This is a genomic window from Microbacterium sp. ZW3a (genome assembly GCF_057167165.1).
Genome location: NZ_CM169903.1, coordinates 1,700,526 through 1,720,002, shown reverse-complemented (window position 1 = coordinate 1,720,002; position 19,477 = coordinate 1,700,526). Strand labels below are relative to the sequence as shown.

15 protein-coding genes are annotated in these 19,477 nt (G+C 70.1%); 11 read left to right on the top strand and 4 right to left on the bottom strand.

Going from position 1 to position 19,477, the window contains the following annotated elements:
• Positions 1–3: 3 nt before the first annotated feature.
• From ACU6WY_RS08120 to ACU6WY_RS08100, 5 genes are read left to right on the top strand one after another with little or no spacing between them, the layout of a single operon-like run.
• Positions 4–1,053 carry a phosphatidate cytidylyltransferase gene (locus ACU6WY_RS08120; protein ID WP_483819172.1) on the top strand — a complete coding sequence of 350 codons (1,050 nt, stop codon included), beginning with the start codon at positions 4–6 and terminating at the stop codon, positions 1,051–1,053.
• Complete coding sequence (locus ACU6WY_RS08115; protein ID WP_483819171.1) at positions 1,050–1,625, top strand: DivIVA domain-containing protein; 576 nt, start codon at positions 1,050–1,052, stop codon at positions 1,623–1,625. Before ACU6WY_RS08120 ends, ACU6WY_RS08115 begins: the two co-directional genes overlap by 4 nt.
• A gap of 45 nt (positions 1,626–1,670) precedes the next feature.
• Positions 1,671–2,381: an aggregation-promoting factor C-terminal-like domain-containing protein gene (locus tag ACU6WY_RS08110; RefSeq protein WP_483819170.1), complete on the top strand. Its 711-nt coding sequence runs from the start codon at positions 1,671–1,673 to the stop codon at positions 2,379–2,381.
• A 9-nt stretch (positions 2,382–2,390) separates the two neighbouring features.
• Complete coding sequence (locus ACU6WY_RS08105; protein WP_483819169.1) at positions 2,391–2,678, top strand: hypothetical protein; 288 nt, start codon at positions 2,391–2,393, stop codon at positions 2,676–2,678.
• Positions 2,678–3,400: an alpha/beta hydrolase gene (locus ACU6WY_RS08100; protein WP_483819168.1), complete on the top strand. Its 723-nt coding sequence runs from the start codon at positions 2,678–2,680 to the stop codon at positions 3,398–3,400. Before ACU6WY_RS08105 ends, ACU6WY_RS08100 begins: the two co-directional genes overlap by 1 nt.
• 2 nt (positions 3,401–3,402) lie before the next feature.
• On the opposite strand, the gene ACU6WY_RS08095 is transcribed toward ACU6WY_RS08100, so the two are convergent.
• Complete coding sequence (locus tag ACU6WY_RS08095) at positions 3,403–4,479, bottom strand: AI-2E family transporter (RefSeq protein WP_483819167.1); 1,077 nt, start codon at positions 4,477–4,479, stop codon at positions 3,403–3,405.
• 175 nt (positions 4,480–4,654) lie between these two features.
• Here ACU6WY_RS08095 and ACU6WY_RS08090 point away from each other — a divergent pair, with 175 nt between their 5' ends.
• Together ACU6WY_RS08090 and ACU6WY_RS08085 are read left to right on the top strand one after the other, a co-directional pair.
• Entirely contained in the window at positions 4,655–6,460 is a 1,806-nt protein-coding gene (locus ACU6WY_RS08090; protein ID WP_483819166.1) for a DUF8094 domain-containing protein, read from the top strand.
• Entirely contained in the window at positions 6,457–7,401 is a 945-nt protein-coding gene (locus tag ACU6WY_RS08085) for a tetratricopeptide repeat protein (protein ID WP_483819165.1), read from the top strand. Before ACU6WY_RS08090 ends, ACU6WY_RS08085 begins: the two co-directional genes overlap by 4 nt.
• 58 nt (positions 7,402–7,459) lie before the next feature.
• Here ACU6WY_RS08085 and glgB read toward each other — a convergent pair whose 3' ends face one another.
• The 3 genes from glgB to glgX all read right to left on the bottom strand — a co-directional run bounded on the left by glgB (position 7,460) and on the right by glgX (position 13,852).
• The gene (gene glgB, locus ACU6WY_RS08080) at positions 7,460–9,598 is read right to left on the bottom strand and encodes a 1,4-alpha-glucan branching protein GlgB (RefSeq protein WP_483819164.1); all 2,139 of its coding nucleotides are present in this window, start codon (positions 9,596–9,598) and stop codon (positions 7,460–7,462) included.
• Positions 9,595–11,679, bottom strand: coding sequence for a maltotransferase domain-containing protein (locus ACU6WY_RS08075; RefSeq protein ID WP_483819163.1), 2,085 nt, complete (start codon positions 11,677–11,679; stop codon positions 9,595–9,597). Before ACU6WY_RS08075 ends, glgB begins: the two co-directional genes overlap by 4 nt.
• A gap of 85 nt (positions 11,680–11,764) precedes the next feature.
• The gene (gene glgX, locus ACU6WY_RS08070; RefSeq protein WP_483819162.1) at positions 11,765–13,852 is read right to left on the bottom strand and encodes a glycogen debranching protein GlgX; all 2,088 of its coding nucleotides are present in this window, start codon (positions 13,850–13,852) and stop codon (positions 11,765–11,767) included.
• Positions 13,853–13,898: 46 nt separating this feature from the next.
• Between glgX and ACU6WY_RS08065 the strand changes: the two genes are divergently transcribed.
• The 4 genes from ACU6WY_RS08065 to ACU6WY_RS08050 all read left to right on the top strand — a co-directional run bounded on the left by ACU6WY_RS08065 (position 13,899) and on the right by ACU6WY_RS08050 (position 19,457).
• Positions 13,899–15,083: a cysteine desulfurase family protein gene (locus tag ACU6WY_RS08065; protein ID WP_483819161.1), complete on the top strand. Its 1,185-nt coding sequence runs from the start codon at positions 13,899–13,901 to the stop codon at positions 15,081–15,083.
• 9 nt (positions 15,084–15,092) lie between these two features.
• Entirely contained in the window at positions 15,093–16,190 is a 1,098-nt protein-coding gene (mnmA, locus tag ACU6WY_RS08060) for a tRNA 2-thiouridine(34) synthase MnmA (protein WP_483819160.1), read from the top strand.
• A gap of 389 nt (positions 16,191–16,579) precedes the next feature.
• On the top strand, positions 16,580–18,901 hold the full coding sequence (gene ligA, locus ACU6WY_RS08055) for an NAD-dependent DNA ligase LigA (protein WP_483821878.1): 2,322 nt from the start codon (positions 16,580–16,582) through the stop codon (positions 18,899–18,901).
• Between the two features lie 67 nt (positions 18,902–18,968).
• Positions 18,969–19,457 (top strand): DUF4262 domain-containing protein, encoded by a 489-nt coding sequence (locus tag ACU6WY_RS08050; protein WP_483819159.1) that lies wholly within the window; start codon positions 18,969–18,971, stop codon positions 19,455–19,457.
• Positions 19,458–19,477 lie beyond the last annotated feature (20 nt).

Sequence of the window (19,477 nt, the reverse complement as noted above, 5' to 3'; positions counted from 1 at the left end):
CCCATGCCCGAGGCCCCCTCTGCGGATGACGCAGAACCCGTCGACTCGCCGTCGCGACGGCGGGGTGATGCGTCGCGCCGTCCGCCGGCGACCGGCGAGGCGGTAACCGCGATCGAGTCGCAGCTGCGCGCGATGCGCACCGACGCCGAGCAGCACATCGCACACGCACGCGCGGAGTTCGATCAGGCCAACGAGCGTCTCAAGCAACGAACCGGGCGCGACCTGATCGTCGCCATCCTCATCGGTGTCGCGATCGGTGTCGTCGTCGTTGCGTCGCTGATCTTCATCAAGGGACTCTTCGCGGTCTTCGCTCTCGGGGCCATGGGGCTCGCCGTGTTCGAGTTCTCGCGAGCACTGCAGGTCTCGGGTCGGCGCGTCGACGTCGTTCCCCAGCTCGCTGCGGGCGCGCTCCTCTTGGCGAGCGGGTTCTTCGTGGGGCTGTGGCTCCACTGGGTCGCGACGCTGGCGGCTGTCGTCCTCGTTGTGGTGTGGCGCCTCACTGCGCAACTTCTCGCCAACGACGGGCGCACGCACACCGACGTCCTTGCCGATGTGCTGGTGGCGGCGTTCGTGCAGCTCTACGTTCCCTTCCTCACCAGCATGGCGATGATCCTGCTCGCGCAGGACCGGGGGGAGTGGTGGGTTCTCGCCTTCCTCGTGCTCGCCGTGGTCGCCGACACCGGCGCGTACGTCTCGGGTCTGACCTTCGGCCGAGGCGGGCGGCATCCCATGGCCCCGCGAATCAGCCCCAAGAAGACCTGGGAGGGCTTTGCGGGAGCGTGCGTAGCCGCCCTCGTGGCCGGGGCGCTGCTGGCGGTCTTCATGCTTCAGATCCCCTGGTGGGCTGGGCTGATCTTCGGCGCGGTGGTGCTGGCGACCGCGACCGTTGGCGACCTCGGGGAGTCCATGCTCAAGCGCGACCTCGGCATCAAAGACATGAGTTCCTGGCTGCCGGGTCACGGGGGAGTGCTCGACCGGCTCGATTCGATCCTGCCGTCCGCCACCGCAGCCTTGGCTTTGTACTACCTGCTCGCGCCCCTGGGAGTGGCATGACCGACACGGCGACCAACGAACGCTCGACCACGACCCCGTTCCCTGACGCGCCGCGTCGGAAGAAGGGCTACGAGAAGCGGGCGGTCGATCGGTTCCTGGAGCGCGCGCGCGAGGCGTTCGAGGCCGATGAGCCCGGGGCCCTGCGCTCGGCCGAGGTCCGGGCCGTCGCCTTCCCCCTGGTCCGTGGCGGCTATGCCGTCGGTCCCGTCGATGCTGCTCTGGGGCGCGTCGAAGACGCCTTCGCCGCACGAGAGCGGGAGTACGCCCTCTCTCGTCTGGGCGCTCGGGCCTGGGTCGCCGAAACCCGCGATACCGCGCAGGTGGTCCTCGACCGGCTGACTCGTCCTCGCGGACGCCGGTTCGCGCGAGTCGGCATCCTGCACTACGGCTACCGCGTCGACGAGGTAGACATCGTCGCCGACCGCATCGCGCGCTACCTCGCCACCGGGCATCCCGTCACCCCCGAACAGGTGCGTTCGGTCGCTTTCCGCCTGCAGCGCGGGGGTTATCGCGAGCAGCAGGTCGACACCGTGCTCGATGCGGTCATCGAGGTCATGCTGGCGGTGGGCTGAACTGCGTGGCAGGCGGTCGGACGCACCGGTAGAATCGGCGGCACTGTGACTTCCGGATCCGACCTCACGCGCGCGACCTCTCGACGTGTGGCCCGTCACGGCCACACGGTGGTCGACGTGGTGCCTCCGGCTCCCTCCGGCCGGTTGGGTCCGCGGTGGTCGCGTCGCCGCGGCGTCGTCGCCGTCTTCGCGGCCTGCGCAGCGCTGGCCTTCACCGGCGCCTACGTCGGCCCGATGGGGGGTGCGGTCCTGCGGGCGCAGGCCGATGAGCCCCGCACGGTGACGCTGTACGCCGAGGGCCTCGGCGACACGCAGGCGGTTTCCGTGGCCGGCGAAAAGCAGGCGCCCGAACTGGATCGATCCAGCTACAACGTCTACGTCAAGCCGAAGCCGACGCCGACCCCCACGCCGACCCCCTCGCGGAGTTCGTCGGGCTCGGAAGCGTCGAGCGGCGGTGGGCCTCTGTACTACAGCGGCGGCGGAGCGCCCGGGGAATGGATGGCAGCGGCCGGGATCTCCGAGGCCGACATGGGCTACGTCGACTACATCGTCAAGCGCGAGAGCGGCTGGAACCCCAACGCGACAAACCGTTCCTCGGGGGCGTGCGGGCTCGTCCAGGCACTGCCGTGCAGCAAGGTGACCGGAAACGGGTACGACCCTGTCGACAATCTGCGGTGGGCAACCAGCTACGCCACGGCGCGCTACGGCAGTTGGTCCGAGGCGTACGCGTTCTGGACGACCAACCACTGGTGGTGAGCGGCATCCATGCCCCGTTCCCGCAAGCGGCGTCCTTCCAGCGACCGCGCTGACGCCTCTCTTGACCGCCTGATCGCCGGGTGGAAGCGCAGCGAGATCAAACGTGGCATCGAATGGACCGTGCAGCCGATTTCGGCGCCGCAGGCGCAGAAGTCCTACCTCTGCCCCGGGTGCGGGCGCACGGTCGAAGTCGGCGTCGCGCACGTAGTCGTGTGGCGCGCCGACGGGGTCCTGGGTGACTCGGCCGACCTGGCCGCGCGTCGACACTGGCACACGCACTGTTGGAGAATCGCCTGATGGAGATACGCGGACCCGTCCTGCTTCCCGCCCGCCGAGAAGAGATCGAGCTGGTCACCGTCGACGAACTGACCCTCGTCGGTGAACTCGCCCTCCCGCTCGAACGGGAGCCTGTCGCGACGCTCATCACGCTGCACCCCCTGCCCACGGCCGGGGGGTTCATGGACTCGCACATCCTGCGCAAGGCCGCCGGTCGCCTGCCGGCGTTGGCCGATCTCGCCGTGCTGCGGTTCAACACGCGCGGGACCACCTCACCGCGCGGCACCAGCGAGGGCGCGTTCGACGGGGGAGCGGGCGAGGTCTTCGACGTCGCCGCCGCCGTGGATTTCGTGCGCGAGCGGGGCCTGCCGCGCCCCTGGCTGGTGGGCTGGTCGTTCGGGACCGAGCTGGCGTTGAAGTACGGACGCGACCACGACATCGAGGGCGTCGTGCTCCTGTCGCCGCCGTTGCACCGGGCGACCGCCGACGAGGTCGCTGCCTGGGCCGGAGACCCGCGGCGCATGGTGGTGCTGGTCCCTGAGTTCGACGACTATCTGCGTCCCGACGAGGCGCGAGAGAGGTTTGCGTCGGTTCCGCACGCCACCCTGATTCCCGTCGAGGGAGGCAAGCACCTCTGGGTGGGCGAGAACCAGACCCGGCGCGTCCTCACCGAGATCGTCGCCGCGGTGAACCCCGACGCTCTGCCCCTGCCGCTGGAGTGGGACGGCGCGATCGACGACTGAGCTCAGCGCTCGTTCTGCCGCGGGATGATGACCTCGCGGTAGATGATGAGGATGCTGGCGGCGACCGGAATCGCGATAAGCGCGCCGAGCAGGTTGAGCAGCGCGCCACCGGCGAGGGCCGAGATGACGACGACCGATCCCGGAACGGAGACCGCGCGGTTCATGATGCGCGGCGAGAGCACGTAGGCCTCGATCTGCATGTAGACGAGGTAGTAGATGGCCGCGGCGATGATGGCCCAGGTGGGCGTGCCCAGGCCCGGGATGAGACAGGTCAGCACGATGATCGTCGACCCCGTCAGCGTGCCGACGAGGGGGATGAGCGAGAAGAAGAACGCAATCACGGCGAGGACGGCCGGGAAGGGCGCCCCGATGATCGTGAGGAAGATCGCGCTCAGGATGCCATTGATCACGCCGAGGCTCACCTGCCCCATGACGTAGTAGCCCACCGAATCGGTGATCTTCTCGGCCAGCTCGATGAACCGCGCGCGCTTGGAGGCCGGAACCAGCTGATACACCGCCGACTTGAGCGATGGCGTCGAGGCCGTGAAGTAGATGGTGAGGATCAGCACGATGAACGCACCGCCGAGACCCGCCGCGACCGCACCCCCGATCGTCAGCAGGCTGTTGCCGACCATCGTCGAGATCGATCCCACGTCGAGGGTCGAGAACCACTGCTGGATGCCACTCCAGACCTGGTCGATCTGCAGCCAGGGGAACGTCGCTGTCGCCCAGTCCTGCACACCGCGGACGACCTCGTTCCACACGCCCGGCCGCAGCAGCGTCTCGACCTGAACGACGAGTTGCGCGATCTGGCTCACGATGATGGGCACGACCATGAGAATGATGCCCGCAAAGACGCCGAGCACCGCGAGGATCGTCAGGAGCACCGCCGCCCAGCGCGGCATCCCCCGGCTTTCGAGGAACGACACCACGGGATCGAGGCCGAGGGACAGGAAGAGCGCCGTGCCCACGTACAGCAGGATCGTCGACAGGTTCTGCACACTCACGATCAGCAGAAGCCCCACGCCGACACCGAGAGTCGCCAGCAAGGCGACCCGGAAGGGATTGTGGATCTTCATCCTCAGCGACTCCTGCCTCAGCCGGGCGCGAGTCCGCCCGTGTCGAAAGAATACTGACGGCGGGGCACGGCGGCGGCATCACTCACCTCGCCGGGAACTTTCAGGCGTCCTCGGCTAGTCTGAAACGTCGATTCTTCGGTGACCGCCCGAGTCGCCGGTGGGGATGGTGTGTAGCGTGAGATTCGTCTGGGCCGTGGTGGCGTTCATCATCGCCGCCGTCATGATCGGCGCGGGCATTGCTCAGCGCACGGTGTTCCAGGGCCCGTCCGAGACGTCCCAATCGATCCAGACCGACGGATCGAACGCCTACACGCTCATCGACGGCACCCTGATCAGCAGCCTCCCGGGCGCACAGACGCTCCGGGTCGACGGCGAGGGCCAGGTCTTCGCGTCATACGGGCGCACCGCCGACCTGGAGGCCTGGCTCGCCGATGTGCCCTACACCGCGGTCACGCCCGGTGCAGACAACACCGTGCAGACGGCGACCGTGCAGCCCACCGAGACCGTTCCCCCCACCGAGGCCGTGGCCGCGCGGACCCCGATCGGGTCTGATCTCTGGCTCGACGAGTTCCAGCAGACCGGGTCGCTCGTGACCACTCTGCGGCTGCCCTCCGATATGAGCGTCCTCGTCGCCAGCGACGGCATCGCGCCGGCGCCCGCCGACATCACGCTCACCTGGCCGATCGACGACTCCACTCCCTGGGCGGGGCCGCTCATCGCCGGTGGCGCGATCGCGCTCCTCGCCGGCCTCGTGCTGTACCTCCTCGGCATCCGTCACGTCCGCCGGTCGCGGCGCCCGCGCCGCAAGGGCCTGCCCCTGCCCGTCACCGAGCCGATCTCGATCGCGGACGCCGACGCCGCCAGCGCCGACAAGGGCGTGATCAGCTCGTCTCCGTCCCGCCGCGGCCGAACGCCCGGTCCGAGGCGTCGCGCTCTCGTGGCGGTCCCGGCCCTCGGGCTGTCGGCCGCGTTGTTCGCCGGCTGTTCGGCCGACGCGTGGCCGCAGTTCGCCGCGAGCGAGACGCCGAGCCCCACGCCGACCGTCATCGTGCCGGAGGGGCAGTTCCCGCCGGCGGTCACCGAGCCGCAGGCCGAACGCATCGTCTCGCGCATCTCGGCGACGGTGTCTCAGGCCGACGCCGCACTCGACGCGGCCGCCGCCTCGACGCGTCTGACCGGCCCGGCCCTGGCCGAGCGCGAGACCAACTACACGCTGCGCGCCGCGCTGCCCGATCGCCCGGCCCTGCCGGCCATCCCCGCCGAGCCGGTGCAGATCATCCTCCCGCAGACGACCGGCGCCTGGCCACGGACGGTCATGACCGTGGTGGAGTCGGCCGCAACCGACGCCCCCACGACGTCGATCATGATGATGACGCAGGACGACCCGTGGTCGCCGTACCGGGTGTCGTACATCGGCAACCTCGAAGCGTCCACGAATCTCCCCGAACTCGCCGCTCCCTATGTGGGCGCCACGCAGGTGCCGCCGGACTCGTCCTTCCTCGTGCTCCCGCCCGAAGAGGTCGCGGCCGCGTACGCCGACCTCATCAACAACGGACAGAACAGCCCGTCATGGGGGGCGTTCGACACCGCGAACGATCTGCTCCTGCCGGCGATCGAAGAGAACAAGCGCACGCGCACGGATGAACTGAACCAGACGGGTCAGGGCACCGCCGAGATCAGCTTCTCTGCGGCCGCGGGGCCGGCGTCACCGATCGCGCTCGCGACCCTCGACACCGGCGCCATCGTCGCGGTGAACGTGCTCGAGAGCGACACCGCGAAGCCGACGAACGCCGATGCCGTCATCAAGCTCGACAACAACCCGGCGGTGAAGGCCCTCACGGGCGTCGACCAGTCGGCGACGGGCTTTACGACGACCTACACCGATCAGATCTTCTTCTACGTGCCCAGTCAGGGATCAGACGACAAGATCCGGCTGCTGGGCTACCGATCCAGCCTCCTCGAAGCGAAGGTATCCCCGTGAGCACTCCACCCCCCGGTTCCGTCCTGCGCGGCGGTCTCGACCTCTCGTCGCTGCGTAACCGTCCCCAGGCGCCCGCCGCCACCGAAAGCGACGCGTCGTCGTCGAGCGGTACCCCGGCAGCGTCGTTGATCTTCGACGTCACGGACGCCTCCTTCGGACAGGTGCTCGAGCTTTCGCGCACCGTGCCGGTCGTCGTGGATCTGTGGGCGGAGTGGTGCGGCCCCTGCAAGCAGCTGAGCCCTGTGCTCGAGAAGGTCGTCACGGAGCTCGCCGGAAAGGTCGTGCTCGCCAAGGTCGACGTCGATGCCAACCCGCAGCTCGCGCAGGGGTTCCGCGCGCAGTCGATCCCCATGGTGGTGGCGCTCGTCGCCGGTCAGCCGGTGCCGCTGTTCACCGGTGCGGTCCCCGAGCAGCAGGTGCGCGACGTGCTCGCTCAGCTCCTGCAGCTCGCGGCGCAGCACGGCGTGACCGGCACCGTCCCGGTCGATGGGGCCGTGGATGCCGCGGAGGAGCCCGCCGAGGCGCCGTTGCCGCCGCTGCACGCCGAGGCGTTCGCCGCCATCGAGGAGGGCGACTACCCCCGCGCGATCAGCGCCTACGAGCGCGCCCTCGCCGAAAACCCCCGTGACGACGACGCTCGCGCCGGTCTCGGCCAGGTTCGTCTGCTGGACCGGGTGCAGGGTGCCGACCTTCAGGCCGCCCGTGACGCGGCCGCGGCGACTCCGACCGACCTGTCGGCGCAGTTCCTCGTGGCGGATCTCGACGTGGCCGGTGGGCACGTCGACGATGCCTTCGCGCGTCTGCTCGACCTGTTCCAGGCGCTGCCCTCCGACGACCGTGGCCCGGTGCGCGAGCGTCTGCTCGAGCTGTTCGGTCTCGTCGGCGACGACGACGCGCGAGTGATCCGCGCGCGTTCGCGCCTGGCATCCCTGCTCTTCTGATCTGACGGCAACGGCCCCGACCTGTCCTGGTCGGGGCCGTTGCCGATGCGGGAGCGGGTCAGCTCGCGCGGTGGTGGAGCCAGAGCACGCCGAGGGGCGGCACCGTGAGCACCGCGCCGCCGCGCTCATCGGTGGTGACGGAGCCGAAGTTGCCCTGTCCGGAACCGCCGAACGCCTCCGCGTCGCTGTTGAGCACCTCGGTCCACGTGCCCGTCTCGGGCAGGTCGAGGGGGAAGTCGCTCAACGGGACACCCGAGAAGTTGCAGATCACGGCGACCGTGTTGCCGTGGTTGTCGCGGCGGGCGAAGGCAAGCACGTTCGGGTTCCACGCGGGAGCGCCGAGGCGCGAGAACGCGGCACCGTCGTGGTCGCGCGACCACAGGGGAGCGTGGTCGCGGTAGACGCGGTTCAGCTCGGCCACGAAGTCGTGCAGCTGCGCGTGCGAGGGCTGGTCGAGCATCCACCAGTCGAGGCCCCGCGACTCGGACCACTCCGACATCTGCCCAAATTCCTGGCCCATGAACAGCAGCTGCTTGCCCGGGTGGCCCCACATGTAGGCCAGGAAGGCGCGCATGTTCGCGAGCTTCTGCCAGTGGTCGCCCGGCATGCGGCCGAAGAGGCTCCCCTTGCCGTGCACGACCTCGTCGTGGCTGATCGGCAGGATGAAGTTCTCGCTGAAGGCGTAGACGAACGAGAAGGACAGCTCACCCTCGTGGTGCGACCGGTACATCGGGTCGCGCCCGATGTACTGCAGCGAGTCGTTCATCCAGCCCATGTTCCACTTGAACCCGAAGCCGAGTCCGCCGTGCGCGGTGGGCGCGGTGACGCCGGGGAAACTCGTGGATTCCTCGGCGATCATGGCGATGCCGGGGTAGCGCTTGTACGCGGTCGCGTTGACCTCCTGCAGGAACCGGAGGGCCTCGAGGTTCTCGCGACCGCCGAACTGGTTCGGCGCCCACTCGCCCTCGTTGCGGGAGTAATCGAGATAGAGCATGGAGGCCACGGCATCCACGCGCAGGCCGTCGACGTGGAACTCCTCGAACCAGTACAGGGCATTGGCGACGAGGAAGTTGCGCACCTCGTTTCGCCCGTAGTCGAAGATGAGCGTGCCCCAGTCTTTGTGCTCACCGCGGCGCGGGTCGGGGTGCTCGTAGAGGGCTTCGCCGTCGAAACGCGCGAGGGCGAAGTCGTCTTTGGGGAAGTGACCGGGAACCCAGTCCATGATCACGCCGATACCGGCCTGGTGCATCCGGTCGATGAGGTAGCGCAGGTCGTCGGGGTCGCCGAACCGGCTCGTCGGCGCGTAGTAGCCCGAGACCTGATAGCCCCACGACCCGCCGAAGGGGTGCTCGGCGAGCGGCAGGAACTCGACGTGGGTGAATCCCTGTGCGGTGACGTAGTCGATGATCTCGTCGGCCGCGTCGCGGTACGACAGTCCCGGACGCCACGAACCCAGGTGCAGTTCGTAGATCGACATGGGGCGGTCGACGGGAGCGGTGCGTGAACGCTCGGCGATCCACTCGTCATCGGCCCACGTGTACTCGGATGCCGTCACGACGGACGCCGTGGCGGGCGGCACCTCGGCGAGGCGCGCCATGGGGTCGGCCTTCTGGATCCACGCACCGGCGCGCGTCAGGATCTCGAACTTGTAGCGAGCCCCCGCGCCGACGCCCGGGAGGAACAGCTCCCAGATACCGCTGCCGCCCATGGAGCGCAGGGCGCTTCCGGCTCCGTCCCAGCCGTTGAAGTCGCCGATGACGCGCACCGCGCGGGCGTCGGGCGCCCACACCGTGAAGGCGGTGCCCGCGGATCCGTCGAGTTCGCGCACGTGCGCTCCGAGCACGCGCCAGAGCTCCTCGTGGCGACCCTCCGAGATGAGGTGCAGGTCGAGCTCGCCCACGGACGGGGCGTGACGGTAGGGATCGTCGGCGACGTGCTCGTCGCCGCTGTCGTAGGACGCGCGCACGACGTACGGCCCGGGCGCCGCGTCGAGCGCGGCTTCCCACACGCCGGCGCGCACGTGCCCGAGCGTCACGGTGGAACCGTCGCCGAGCTCGGCGACGACCTCGCGAGCGAGGGGGCGTCGGGTGCGGATCACCCACCCCTCGGACGTCTCGTGCGCCCCGAGGACGCTGTGCGGGTCATGGTGGGCGCCGTGAGCCACGGCATCCAGGAGTTCGGGGGGAAAAACGGTCATCGGGACTCCTTCACGTGCAGGATGTGCACGGGTTCGCTGAATGCGTCCAGGCGCACGAAGTTGTGGTCGGCCCAGGTCCAGACCTGACCGGTGACGAGGTCTTCGACCTCGTAGTGGCCGCCGGGTTCGACACCCCAGATCGTGGTGTCGAGGTGCACGGTCGTCTCGCGCGCGGAGTGCGGGTCGACGTTGGCTACGACGATGATCGTGTCGGACGCGCCGGTGGGCGAGAGGGCGGCGTCAAGGTGCTTGGCGTACACCAAGATGGCGTCGTCGTCGCTCCACTGCACGTGGAGGTTGCGCAACTGGCGCAGGGCCGGGTGATCGCGCCGGATGCCGTTGAGCAGGCGCAGATAGGGGGCGAGCGAATCGCCCGCGGCCTCGGCGCCCTCCCAGTCTCGGAACTTGTACTCGTACTTCTCGTTGTCGATGTTCTCTTCCGAGCCCGGACGTGCAACGTTCTCATAGAGCTCGTACCCCGCGTACACGCCGTAGGTGGGGGCGGCGGTAGCGGCGATCGCGGCCCGGATCTTGTAGGCCGGGCGCCCCCCGAACTGCAGGTACTCGGTGAGGATGTCGGGCGTGTTGACGAAGAGGTTGGGGCGCAGGAAGTCGTCGGTCTCGTGTGCGAGGCCGTCGAGGAACTCCTCGAGCTCTTCCTTGGTGTTGCGCCACGTGAAGTAGGTGTAGCTCTGCTGGAAGCCGGCCATGGCCAGGCCCTGCAGGGGCGCCGGGCGCGTGAACGCCTCGGCGAGGAAGACCGCGTCGGGCTCCTCGGCACTGACGGTGGCGATGAGCCACTCCCAGAACTGCAGGGGCTTGGTGTGCGGGTTGTCGACGCGGAAGATGCGCACACCCTGGGCGATCCAGTGGCGCACGATGCGGAGCACCTCGGCGCGGATGCCCTCGGGGTCGTTGTCGAAGTTGACCGGGTAGATGTCTTGGTACTTCTTCGGCGGGTTCTCGGCGTAGGCGATCGAGCCGTCGGGAAGAGTCGTGAACCACTCCGGGTGTGCGCTCACCCACGGGTGGTCGGGAGAGGCCTGGAGGGCCAGGTCGAGGGCCACGTCGATGTTCTGTTCGCGTGCGGCGGCGACGAAGGCGCGGAAGTCCTCCAGCGTGCCGAGGTCGGGGTGCACGGTGTCGTGACCGCCGGCGGGGCCACCGATAGCCCAGGGCGAGCCGGGGTCGCCGGGGGAGGTGACGAGGGTGTTGTTGGGACCCTTGCGGTTGCGTTCGCCGATCGGGTGGATGGGCGGGAGGTAGAGCACGTCGAATCCCATGCCGGCCACGCCCGGAAGTCTGTCGACGGCCGTTCGGAAGGTGCCACTGATGACCGTGCCGTCGTCGGCGCGCGTCGCGCCCTCGGAACGGGGGAAGAACTCGTACCAGGCGCCGACGCCGGCGCGCTCGCGCTCGACGAGCAACTCGGCATCTTTGCCGACCGACACCAGCCCCATGACGGGACGGGCGGTGAACAGGGCGGCGATGTCGGGATCGCGGACGATGTCGAGGGCGACGTCGTCGTGCGTGTCGGGGTCGCGCAGACGGCGCGCGGCGTCGTACAGCACGTCTTTGTCGGAGCCGGGGCGCTTCTTCTCGCCGCGCGCACGGTCGAACAGCTGGGCGCCCATCTCGCGCATGAGGGAGACGTCGACACCGGCGGCGATCTTGACCTCGGCCGCGTGCTCCCACGTGGCGAACTCGTCGGCGAAGGCCTCGAACCGGAACCGCCACACGCCCTGCTCGAGGGGGGCGACGAGCGCCGACCAGCGGTCGAATCCGTCGTGGAGCGCCGACAGTCGGTGCAGCGACTCATCGCCGGACGGCGAGAACAGGCGCACCTGCACACCGATGCGGTCGTGCCCCTCGCGGAAGGCCGTGACGGTGAAGGGCACCGCTTCTCCGACGAACGCGGACGGTCGGAATCGACCGCCGGGCACGCTCGGGTGGGGGAGCGCGAGCGGGACGCGGGGCGTCAACACTCCTTTGACGGAGGGCGTCGGTTTGACCGGACGCACCGGGATCGCGGCGGCGCTGCGCCAGGGGACTGCGGGCGAAGGAGTCGTCGTGGTGGCCACGGGTTCGAACCTACCGTGGGCCACCGACGTTCCCGCAGGGTCGACCGGGGGCCTTGACAGCGCGGCTCGCCGGCGCGAAGGAGGCTCAGCCGGTCGCGTCGACTCGGAACAGACGCATGGAGGTTCCCACGAACGGCACCACGTCGCCGGGTGCGAACCGCGGCGTCTCGGGCGACGGCACTTCGTCGGCGCTCGACCATAGCGACACGTACTCCGTGTCGGCGAGGGCCGGGAGCGTGACGTCGACGGGCTGTTCGTTGCCGTGCACGACGAGCAGGATGCGGTTGAGCTCCTCATGCTCCGGCGTCGAGGTGGCCAGGTACTGCAGCGTGCGATGCGAGGGGTCGGTCCACCGCTCGCTCGACATCGTCTCGCCGTGCTCGTCGAACCAGTCCATGACCGACGCCGAGGGGATCCGTTCGCCGAGACGGGCGAAGTGCTCGGGTCGGAGCGCGGGGTTCTCGCGGCGCAGCGTCAGCAGCCGCTGGGTGTGGGCGAAGAGGTCGTGCTGCCACGGAGCGAGGTCCCACGACAGCCACGTGAGGGAGGAGTCGTGGCAGTACGCGTTGTTGTTTCCGCGCTGGGTGCGGCCCATCTCGTCGCCCGCGGTGATCATCGGCACGCCGGCCGACAGCAGCAGCGTGCCGAGCAGGTTGCGCATCGCCTTGCGCCGGGTGGCGAGCACGAACGGGTCGTCGGTCTTGCCCTCGGCCCCGTGGTTGAACGACCGGTTGGTGTCGGCGCCGTCGCGGTTCTGCTCGCCGTTGCCGAGGTTGTGCTTGACGTCGTACGACACGAGGTCGCGCAGGGTGAACCCGTCGTGCGCGGTGACGAAGTTGACGCTCGCGAGCGGACCGCGCTCCTCCGCGAACGTGTTCGACGACCCGGCCAGGCGCGTCGCGAGGCCCCCGATGCCGACGGGGGCGGTGTCGGCCCGGCGCGCGTAGTCGATGTCGCTGAGCCAGAAGTTGCGCACGCGGTCGCGATAGCGGTCGTTCCATTCGAGCCAGCCGTCGCCGAAGTTGCCCGTCTGCCACCCGCCCATGCCGACGTCCCAGGGCTCGGCGATGAGCGTGACGTCGGCGAGCGCCTCGTCGTCGCGGATCGCGCGCAGCAGGGGGTGTTCGGGGGTGAAGGAATGGTGCTCGTCTCGGCCGAGGGTGACGGCCAGATCGAAACGGAACCCGTCGATCTGGACGTCGTTCGCCCAGTACCGCAACGAGTCCAGCACGAGGCGGCCCGCGGCATCCGTCGCCGTGTTCACGGCGTTGCCGCACCCGGTCTCGTCGATGTAGACGCCCTCGTCGGTCTGCCGGTAGTACGAACGGTTGTCGATGCCGCGCAAGCTGGTGCGCGGTCCGCCGATCCCCTCTTCGGCGGTGTGGTTGTAGACGACGTCGAGGATCACCTCGAGCCCCGCCTCGTGGAGGAGCTTCACCATGCCCTTGAACTCGCGGAGGACCGCCTCGGGTCCTTCCGCGCGGCTGGCGGCGGTGGCGTAGGGCGCGTGCGGGGTGAAGAAGTTCAGGGAGTTGTAGCCCCAGTAGTTCGTCAGTCCGAGCTGGAGCAGGCGCGGTTCGGTCGCGAACGCGTGCACCGGGAGCAGCTCCACGGTGGTGATGCCGAGCGTGAGGAAGTGGTCGATCATCGCGGGGTGGGCGAGGCCCGCGTACGTTCCGTGGAGGGCCGGAGGCACGTGGGGGTGGCGTTTGGTGAGGCCCTTGACGTGCCCCTCGTAGATCACGGTGCGATCCCGCGGGACGCGCGGCTTGGACACCCCACCCCAGTCGAAGCTGCCGTCGACGACGACCGAGCGGTAGTCGCCGAAACCGCCCGAGACGAGTCCCCGCGAGTAGGGCTCGATCAGGAGCGTCTGGGGGTTGAACGTGTTGCCGGGACCCTGGGGTCCGCTGACCCGGACGGCGTAGCGGGCGCCGGGGCGCAGGAGGGCGCTGACGGCCTCGAACACGCCCCCGCCGACCGGCGTCATGGTGACGGTTTCGACGGCCCAGTCGAGGTCGGCGTCGTCGAAGATGAGCAGCTGCATGGCCTCGGCGTGCCCCGACCACACGCGGAGGGTGCCGCCGTCGGGTCCGAGCCGCACGCCCAAATCATCGAACGCAGCGGACAGCAGAGCGGGGCGCGCGGAGGGGGCCGTCTCGGGTGGGACCATGCGATCTAGGGTAGTGAAGGCGAACCACGGCTGGCCGGGAGGGCGAATGCAGGTCTACCTCGATCACGCGGCGACCACCCCCCTGCGGCCCGAGGCCCGCGAGGCGTGGCTCGTCGCGCACGACGTGCTCGGCAACCCCTCGTCGATCCACGGCGCCGGTCAGGCGGCCCGCCGGCTGCTGGAAGACGCGCGCGAGCGGCTCGCGGAGGTCTTCGGATGCCAGCCCATCGAGGTCGTCCTCACCTCTGGCGGCACCGAAGCGGCGAACCTCGCCCTGAAGGGCCTGTGGTGGGCGCGCGACCCCGCGACCGACACCGTCGTGCTCCCCGACGGTGAGCACCACGCGACCCTCGACACCGTGGGCTGGCTTTCGGCCGAGGCGGGCGCCGGGGTGCGCCCGGTGGCGCTGGACGACCTCGGACGGATCCACCTCGATGCGTTCTCGGCGGCTCTCCCCGACGCGGCCCTGGCGACCGCGCTCGTGGCCAACAACGAGGTCGGGACGGTTCAGGATGCCGCCGGCCTCGCGCGCGTGTCCGCCGAGGCGGGGGTTCCCCTGCACCTCGACGCGGTGTCGGCGCTCGGACAGGTCGGTGTCGACTTCGCGCGGTGGCGTGGCGACGCGTCCGGCCCGGTGGGCCTCGTGGCGCTGTCGGTGTCGGCGCACAAGGTCGGAGGCCCCGTCGGGGTGGGGGCCGCGGTGGTGTCCCGGCACGCGCGCATGACTCCCGTCCTCCACGGGGGCGGGCAGCAGCGCGGCCTGCGCGCCGGGACGCAGGATGCCGCGGGGGCGGCCGCGTTCGCCGCGGCGGCGGTGGCCGCCGAGGCCGAGCGCGAGACCGAGAGCGTGCGACTGAGCGCGCTGCGCGACCACCTGGTGCGTGGCATCCGGGACGCCGTTCCCGCCGCGCGGCTGCTCGGCGATCCCGATGACCGTCTGCCCGGGAACGTGCACGTGCTCTTCCCGGACGCGGCGGGGGAGACCCTGCTGTTCCTGCTCGACATGGCGGGTATCGCCGTCTCCACCGGCTCGGCCTGCCAGGCGGGTGTCGCCGAACCGTCGCACGTCGTGCTCGCGCTGGGACTCGATGCGCGTGCGGCGCGGTCGGTGCTCCGGCTGAGCCTCGGCCGTACATCTACCGCGGCGGACGTCGAGGCCGTGCTGGCGGCTCTCCCGCACGCCTACGAACGGGCCGTGGCATCCGGCGCCCGCTCAGCGGGCGGTTCGTAGACTGGAACCATGCGAGTTCTGGCGGCGATGAGTGGTGGCGTCGACTCCGCGGTGGCTGCGGCACGCGCGGTCGAGGCGGGGCACGACGTCGTCGGCGTGCACCTGGCGCTCTCCCGTGCCGGCGGGACGCTGCGGGCGGGAAGCCGCGGGTGCTGCACGATCGAAGACGCCATGGACGCCCGGCGTGCGTCCAACAAGCTCGGCATCCCGTTCTACGTCTGGGACTTCTCGGAGCGGTTCCGCGACGACGTGATCGACGACTTCGTCGCCGAGTACCGCGCCGGCCGCACACCGAACCCGTGCATGCGCTGCAACGAGAAGATCAAGTTCGCCGCGCTCCTCGAGCGCGCGATCGAGCTCGGCTTCGACGCCGTATGCACCGGGCACTACGCCGCCCTCGTCGACACGCCCGAGGGCCGAGAGCTCCACCGCGCTTCGGACCAGGCGAAAGACCAGTCGTACGTTCTCGGTGTGCTCACGGCCGAGCAGCTCGCACACACCTACTTCCCGCTGGGGTCGACGCCGTCCAAGGCGATCGTGCGCGCCGAGGCGGAGGAGCGCGGTCTGTCGGTGGCGCAGAAGCCCGACAGCCACGACATCTGCTTCATCCCCGACGGTGACACCCGCGGATGGCTTGCCGACAAGGTGGGCGCGGAGCGCGGCGAGATCCTCGACCGTACCGGCGCCGTCGTCGGAACGCACGAGGGAGCGCACGCGTTCACCGTCGGGCAGCGCCGCGGGCTGCAGCTGGGCGTTCCCGCGGCCGACGGCAAGCCGCGGTTCGTGCTCGAGGTGCGGCCGGTGAACAACACCGTGGTCGTGGGGCCGAAAGAGGCGTTGGCGTGCTCCGAGATCGCGGGGGAGCGCTTCACCTGGGCCGGCCGCGTGCCCGAGTCCGACTCGTTCGCCTGCCACGTGCAGATTCGCGCGCACGCCGACCCGGTACCCGCCTCGGCGGAGCTCGAGGATGGCGTGCTGACCGTGCGACCCGAGACGCCGTTCGACGGCGTCGCGCCCGGGCAGACCGCCGTGCTCTACGACGGCACGCGCGTGATCGGGCAGTTCACGATCGACCGCACGGTCTCGGCGGTTCCGGTCGGGGCCTGACCGGGGCTCCGCGCCGCGGATGCGGTGTGCGGCGGCGTGCGGCGGAGCGGCGTGCGGCGTGGCGGCGTGCGGCCGCGCGGGGCGGTGTGCGGCGGAGCGTGGCGGCGTGCGGCGAAGCGTGGCGGCGTGCGGCGTGGGCGTCGTGGCATCCGCTCTGTCGCGCTCGTGAAGAGCGAAGGGCATGGGGCGTAGGGAGGACTGTGCGCGGCGGTTCCGCCCTCCGTCGGCCCCCTCTCCTCCGCTGCTCACGGGGGCGTGACCCGGCGCGCAACGCGAGGTCGCATGTCGGAGCTCGAACCTAAGCTGGGGACGTGACCGAGCACGACCAGCTTCCCGACCTGACCCTCGATGAGGCGCGCGCCGAGGTGGGCGACCTGACGCAGCGCATCATGGGGGCGCGCGACGCCTACTACGGGCAGGATGCCGAGCTGGTCGACGACGCAACTTACGACCGCTGGATGCATCGGCTCGAGGCGATCGAGCGGCTGTACCCGGAGCTGCAGGGGCAGGACAGCCCCACGCAATCGGTGGGTGCGGCCGAGGCGACCGACCTCGACACGATCACGCACGCCGAGCGGATGCTGAGTCTCGACAACGTCTTCTCCGCCGATGAGCTGCGGGACTGGGCCGTCAAGACCCAGGCGTCCGCCGGTCGACCCGTGCAGTGGCTCAGCGAACTCAAAATCGACGGGCTTGCGATCAGCCTGCGGTACGAGAACGGCGTGCTGACGTCCGCGGCCACCCGCGGCGACGGGCGCGTGGGGGAGATCGTGACCGACAATGCGCTGCGCGTGCGGGGGATTCCCCGCGAACTCGAGGGGGAGGGGCACCCCGCTCTCGTCGAGGTGCGCGGCGAGGTCTTCATTCCGGTGGCGGCCTTCGAGAACTTGAATCGGCTCCAGGGCGAGTACCGGGAGCGTGCGGCGGCCGAGTCCCGCGAGCGCGCCGGGGCACGCCGCGGCGGGGCGAAGGTGTTCGACGAGCAGAAGGCGGAACAGGCCGCGGCCCGGCGCTTTCCGGCCTTCGCCAATCCGCGCAACGCCGCCAGCGGCGGGCTGCGGCAACAGATCGAGAAGAAGGCCGGGCTCGAACTCGAGGCGGGTCTCGCGCGCATCGACTCGCTCGCGCTCTACGTGCACGGCATCGGCGCCTGGCCCGATCCGCCGGTCGCCGCCCAGAGCGAGGTCTACGACCTCCTGAAGTCGTGGGGCCTGCCCACCTCGCCGTACAGCCGCGTAGAGCCCTCCGTCGACGGGGTGCTGGCGTTCGTGGCGCACTACGGTGAGCACCGGCACGACGTCGAGCACGAGATCGACGGCGTGGTGGTCAAGGTCGACGAACTCGCGTTGCACGACGAGCTCGGCGCCACCAGTCGCGCGCCGCGCTGGGCGATCGCCTACAAGTACCCGCCCGAGCAGGTGAACACGAAGCTCCTCGACATCGTCGTCTCGGTGGGGCGCACCGGGCGCGCGACGCCCTTCGCCGTCATGGAGCCCGCGCGCGTGGCCGGCAGCGTCGTGCGCCAGGCCACCCTGCACAACCAAGACGTCGTCAAGGTCAAGGGCGTGCTCATCGGTGACACGGTCGTGCTGCGGAAGGCCGGCGACGTCATCCCCGAGGTTCTCGGGCCCGTCGTCGAGTTGCGCGACGGGACGGAGCGCGCCTTCGTCATGCCTCGGGACTGCCCCGAGTGCGGAACGCCCCTGCGCCCCGCCAAAGAGGGCGACATCGATCTGCGCTGCCCCAACGCGCGCTCATGCCCGGCGCAGGTGCGCGGACGCGTCGAACACATCGGCTCCCGCGGGGCCCTCGACATCGAGGCGCTCGGTGAGGTGACGGCCGCCGCGCTGACACAGCCCGACGTTCCCGCCGAACCTCCGCTCGACACCGAGGCGGGGCTCTTCGATCTGACGGTGGAGCAGCTCGTCCCCATCGAGGTGGTCGTGCGCGACGCCGAAACCGGCGAGCGCAAGATCGGCGACGAGGTCCGGCGTGCACCGTTCCAGAAGCTCGGCCCGGCAACGTACCCGCCCGGCACGGAAGACCTCGATCCGGCCGAACGCCGCCGTCGCGGCATCCGGAAAGACCACCGCGAGGTGCGCCCGTCGGAGCAGGCGATCAAACTCGTGGCCGAACTCGAGAAGGCCAAGACGAAAGACCTGTGGCGCCTGCTGGTGTCGCTGAACATCCGGCACGTCGGTCCGGTCGCGGCACGGGCTCTCGCCCAGTGGTTCGGGTCATTGGATGCCATCCGCGCGGCGTCTCGCGATGAGCTCGCCGCCGTCGAGGGGGTGGGTGGGATCATCGCCGACGCGGTGATCGATTGGTTCGAGGTCGACTGGCACCGCGAAATCGTGGAGCGCTGGGCGGCGGCCGGGGTGCGCTTCGCCATCCCCGGGCACCCCGGGCCCGGAGCCGCCGCGGCGGCCGGGGGAGTGCTCGCGGGACTCACGGTCGTGGCCACCGGCTCGCTCGAGGGTTACACCCGTGAGGGAGCGCAGGAGGCGATCCTTCAGGCCGGGGGCAAAGCGGCCTCGAGCGTGTCGAAGAAGACCGATTTCGTCGCCGCGGGGCCGGGTGCCGGCTCCAAACTCGCCAAGGCCGAAGAGCTCGGCCTCCGAATCTTGGATGCCGCGGGTTTCCACCTCCTCGTGACGCAGGGTCCCGGGGCACTCCCGCCCGCGGAAGAAGGGGCACCTGTGGAGGAGTGATCTGTGGAGAGTTCCGCGGCTCACGGGGGCGATTTCCCTACGCTCCCGAGTGACCGTAAGGAGACCCATGGAACCCACCGACGCAGAGATCGTCGCTTTTCTCGACCAGGATGATCGTCGTCTCGTCGAGACGATCCGCGCCCACCGCGTGTCGATCGAGTACGTCACGTGCGGGCCGGAACCCGAACCGTCCTCGTTCGCCTACACGATCGGGCTGTTCGGACTCGGGCATCCCGAGCTTCTGATCTTCTCAGTGACTCCCGGCACCGCCCACGGTGTGCTGAACGAGATCGCCGGTCTCGTGAGCGAGGGCCGCGACCTCATGCCCGGTGAGGTCCTCGCCCTCGACGGCTGGCCGCACCGGATGCGCGTGGAGGTCGTGCCGAACGCCGGCGAGATCGTCTTCGGGGCCAATCGCTTCTATCAGCGGCCGGCCGAGGCGTCGGTCCCCGTCCTCCAGTTGACGTGGGACGACCGCTCCGGGCACTTTCCGGACGACCCCGACTACACCGTTCCGGCGCGAGCACAACCGCGGCCGGGAACGTTTCAGGCGTGAGCGCGCCTCGTGGAGCGCCC

Bases quoted from the DNA above. Each gene is read 5' to 3' on its own strand.
- ACU6WY_RS08120 (WP_483819172.1), top strand. From the start codon at position 4: ATGCCCGAGGCCCCCTCTGCGGATGACGCAGAACCCGTCGACTCGCCG.
- ACU6WY_RS08115 (WP_483819171.1), top strand. From the start codon at position 1,050: ATGACCGACACGGCGACCAACGAACGCTCGACCACGACCCCGTTCCCT.
- ACU6WY_RS08105 (WP_483819169.1), top strand. From the start codon at position 2,391: ATGCCCCGTTCCCGCAAGCGGCGTCCTTCCAGCGACCGCGCTGACGCC.
- ACU6WY_RS08100 (WP_483819168.1), top strand. From the start codon at position 2,678: ATGGAGATACGCGGACCCGTCCTGCTTCCCGCCCGCCGAGAAGAGATC.
- ACU6WY_RS08095 (WP_483819167.1), bottom strand. From the start codon at position 4,479: ATGAAGATCCACAATCCCTTCCGGGTCGCCTTGCTGGCGACTCTCGGT.
- glgB (WP_483819164.1), bottom strand. From the start codon at position 9,598: ATGACCGTTTTTCCCCCCGAACTCCTGGATGCCGTGGCTCACGGCGCC.
- glgX (WP_483819162.1), bottom strand. From the start codon at position 13,852: ATGGTCCCACCCGAGACGGCCCCCTCCGCGCGCCCCGCTCTGCTGTCC.
- ACU6WY_RS08065 (WP_483819161.1), top strand. From the start codon at position 13,899: ATGCAGGTCTACCTCGATCACGCGGCGACCACCCCCCTGCGGCCCGAG.
- mnmA (WP_483819160.1), top strand. From the start codon at position 15,093: ATGCGAGTTCTGGCGGCGATGAGTGGTGGCGTCGACTCCGCGGTGGCT.
- ligA (WP_483821878.1), top strand. From the start codon at position 16,580: ATGGGGGCGCGCGACGCCTACTACGGGCAGGATGCCGAGCTGGTCGAC.
- ACU6WY_RS08050 (WP_483819159.1), top strand. From the start codon at position 18,969: ATGGAACCCACCGACGCAGAGATCGTCGCTTTTCTCGACCAGGATGAT.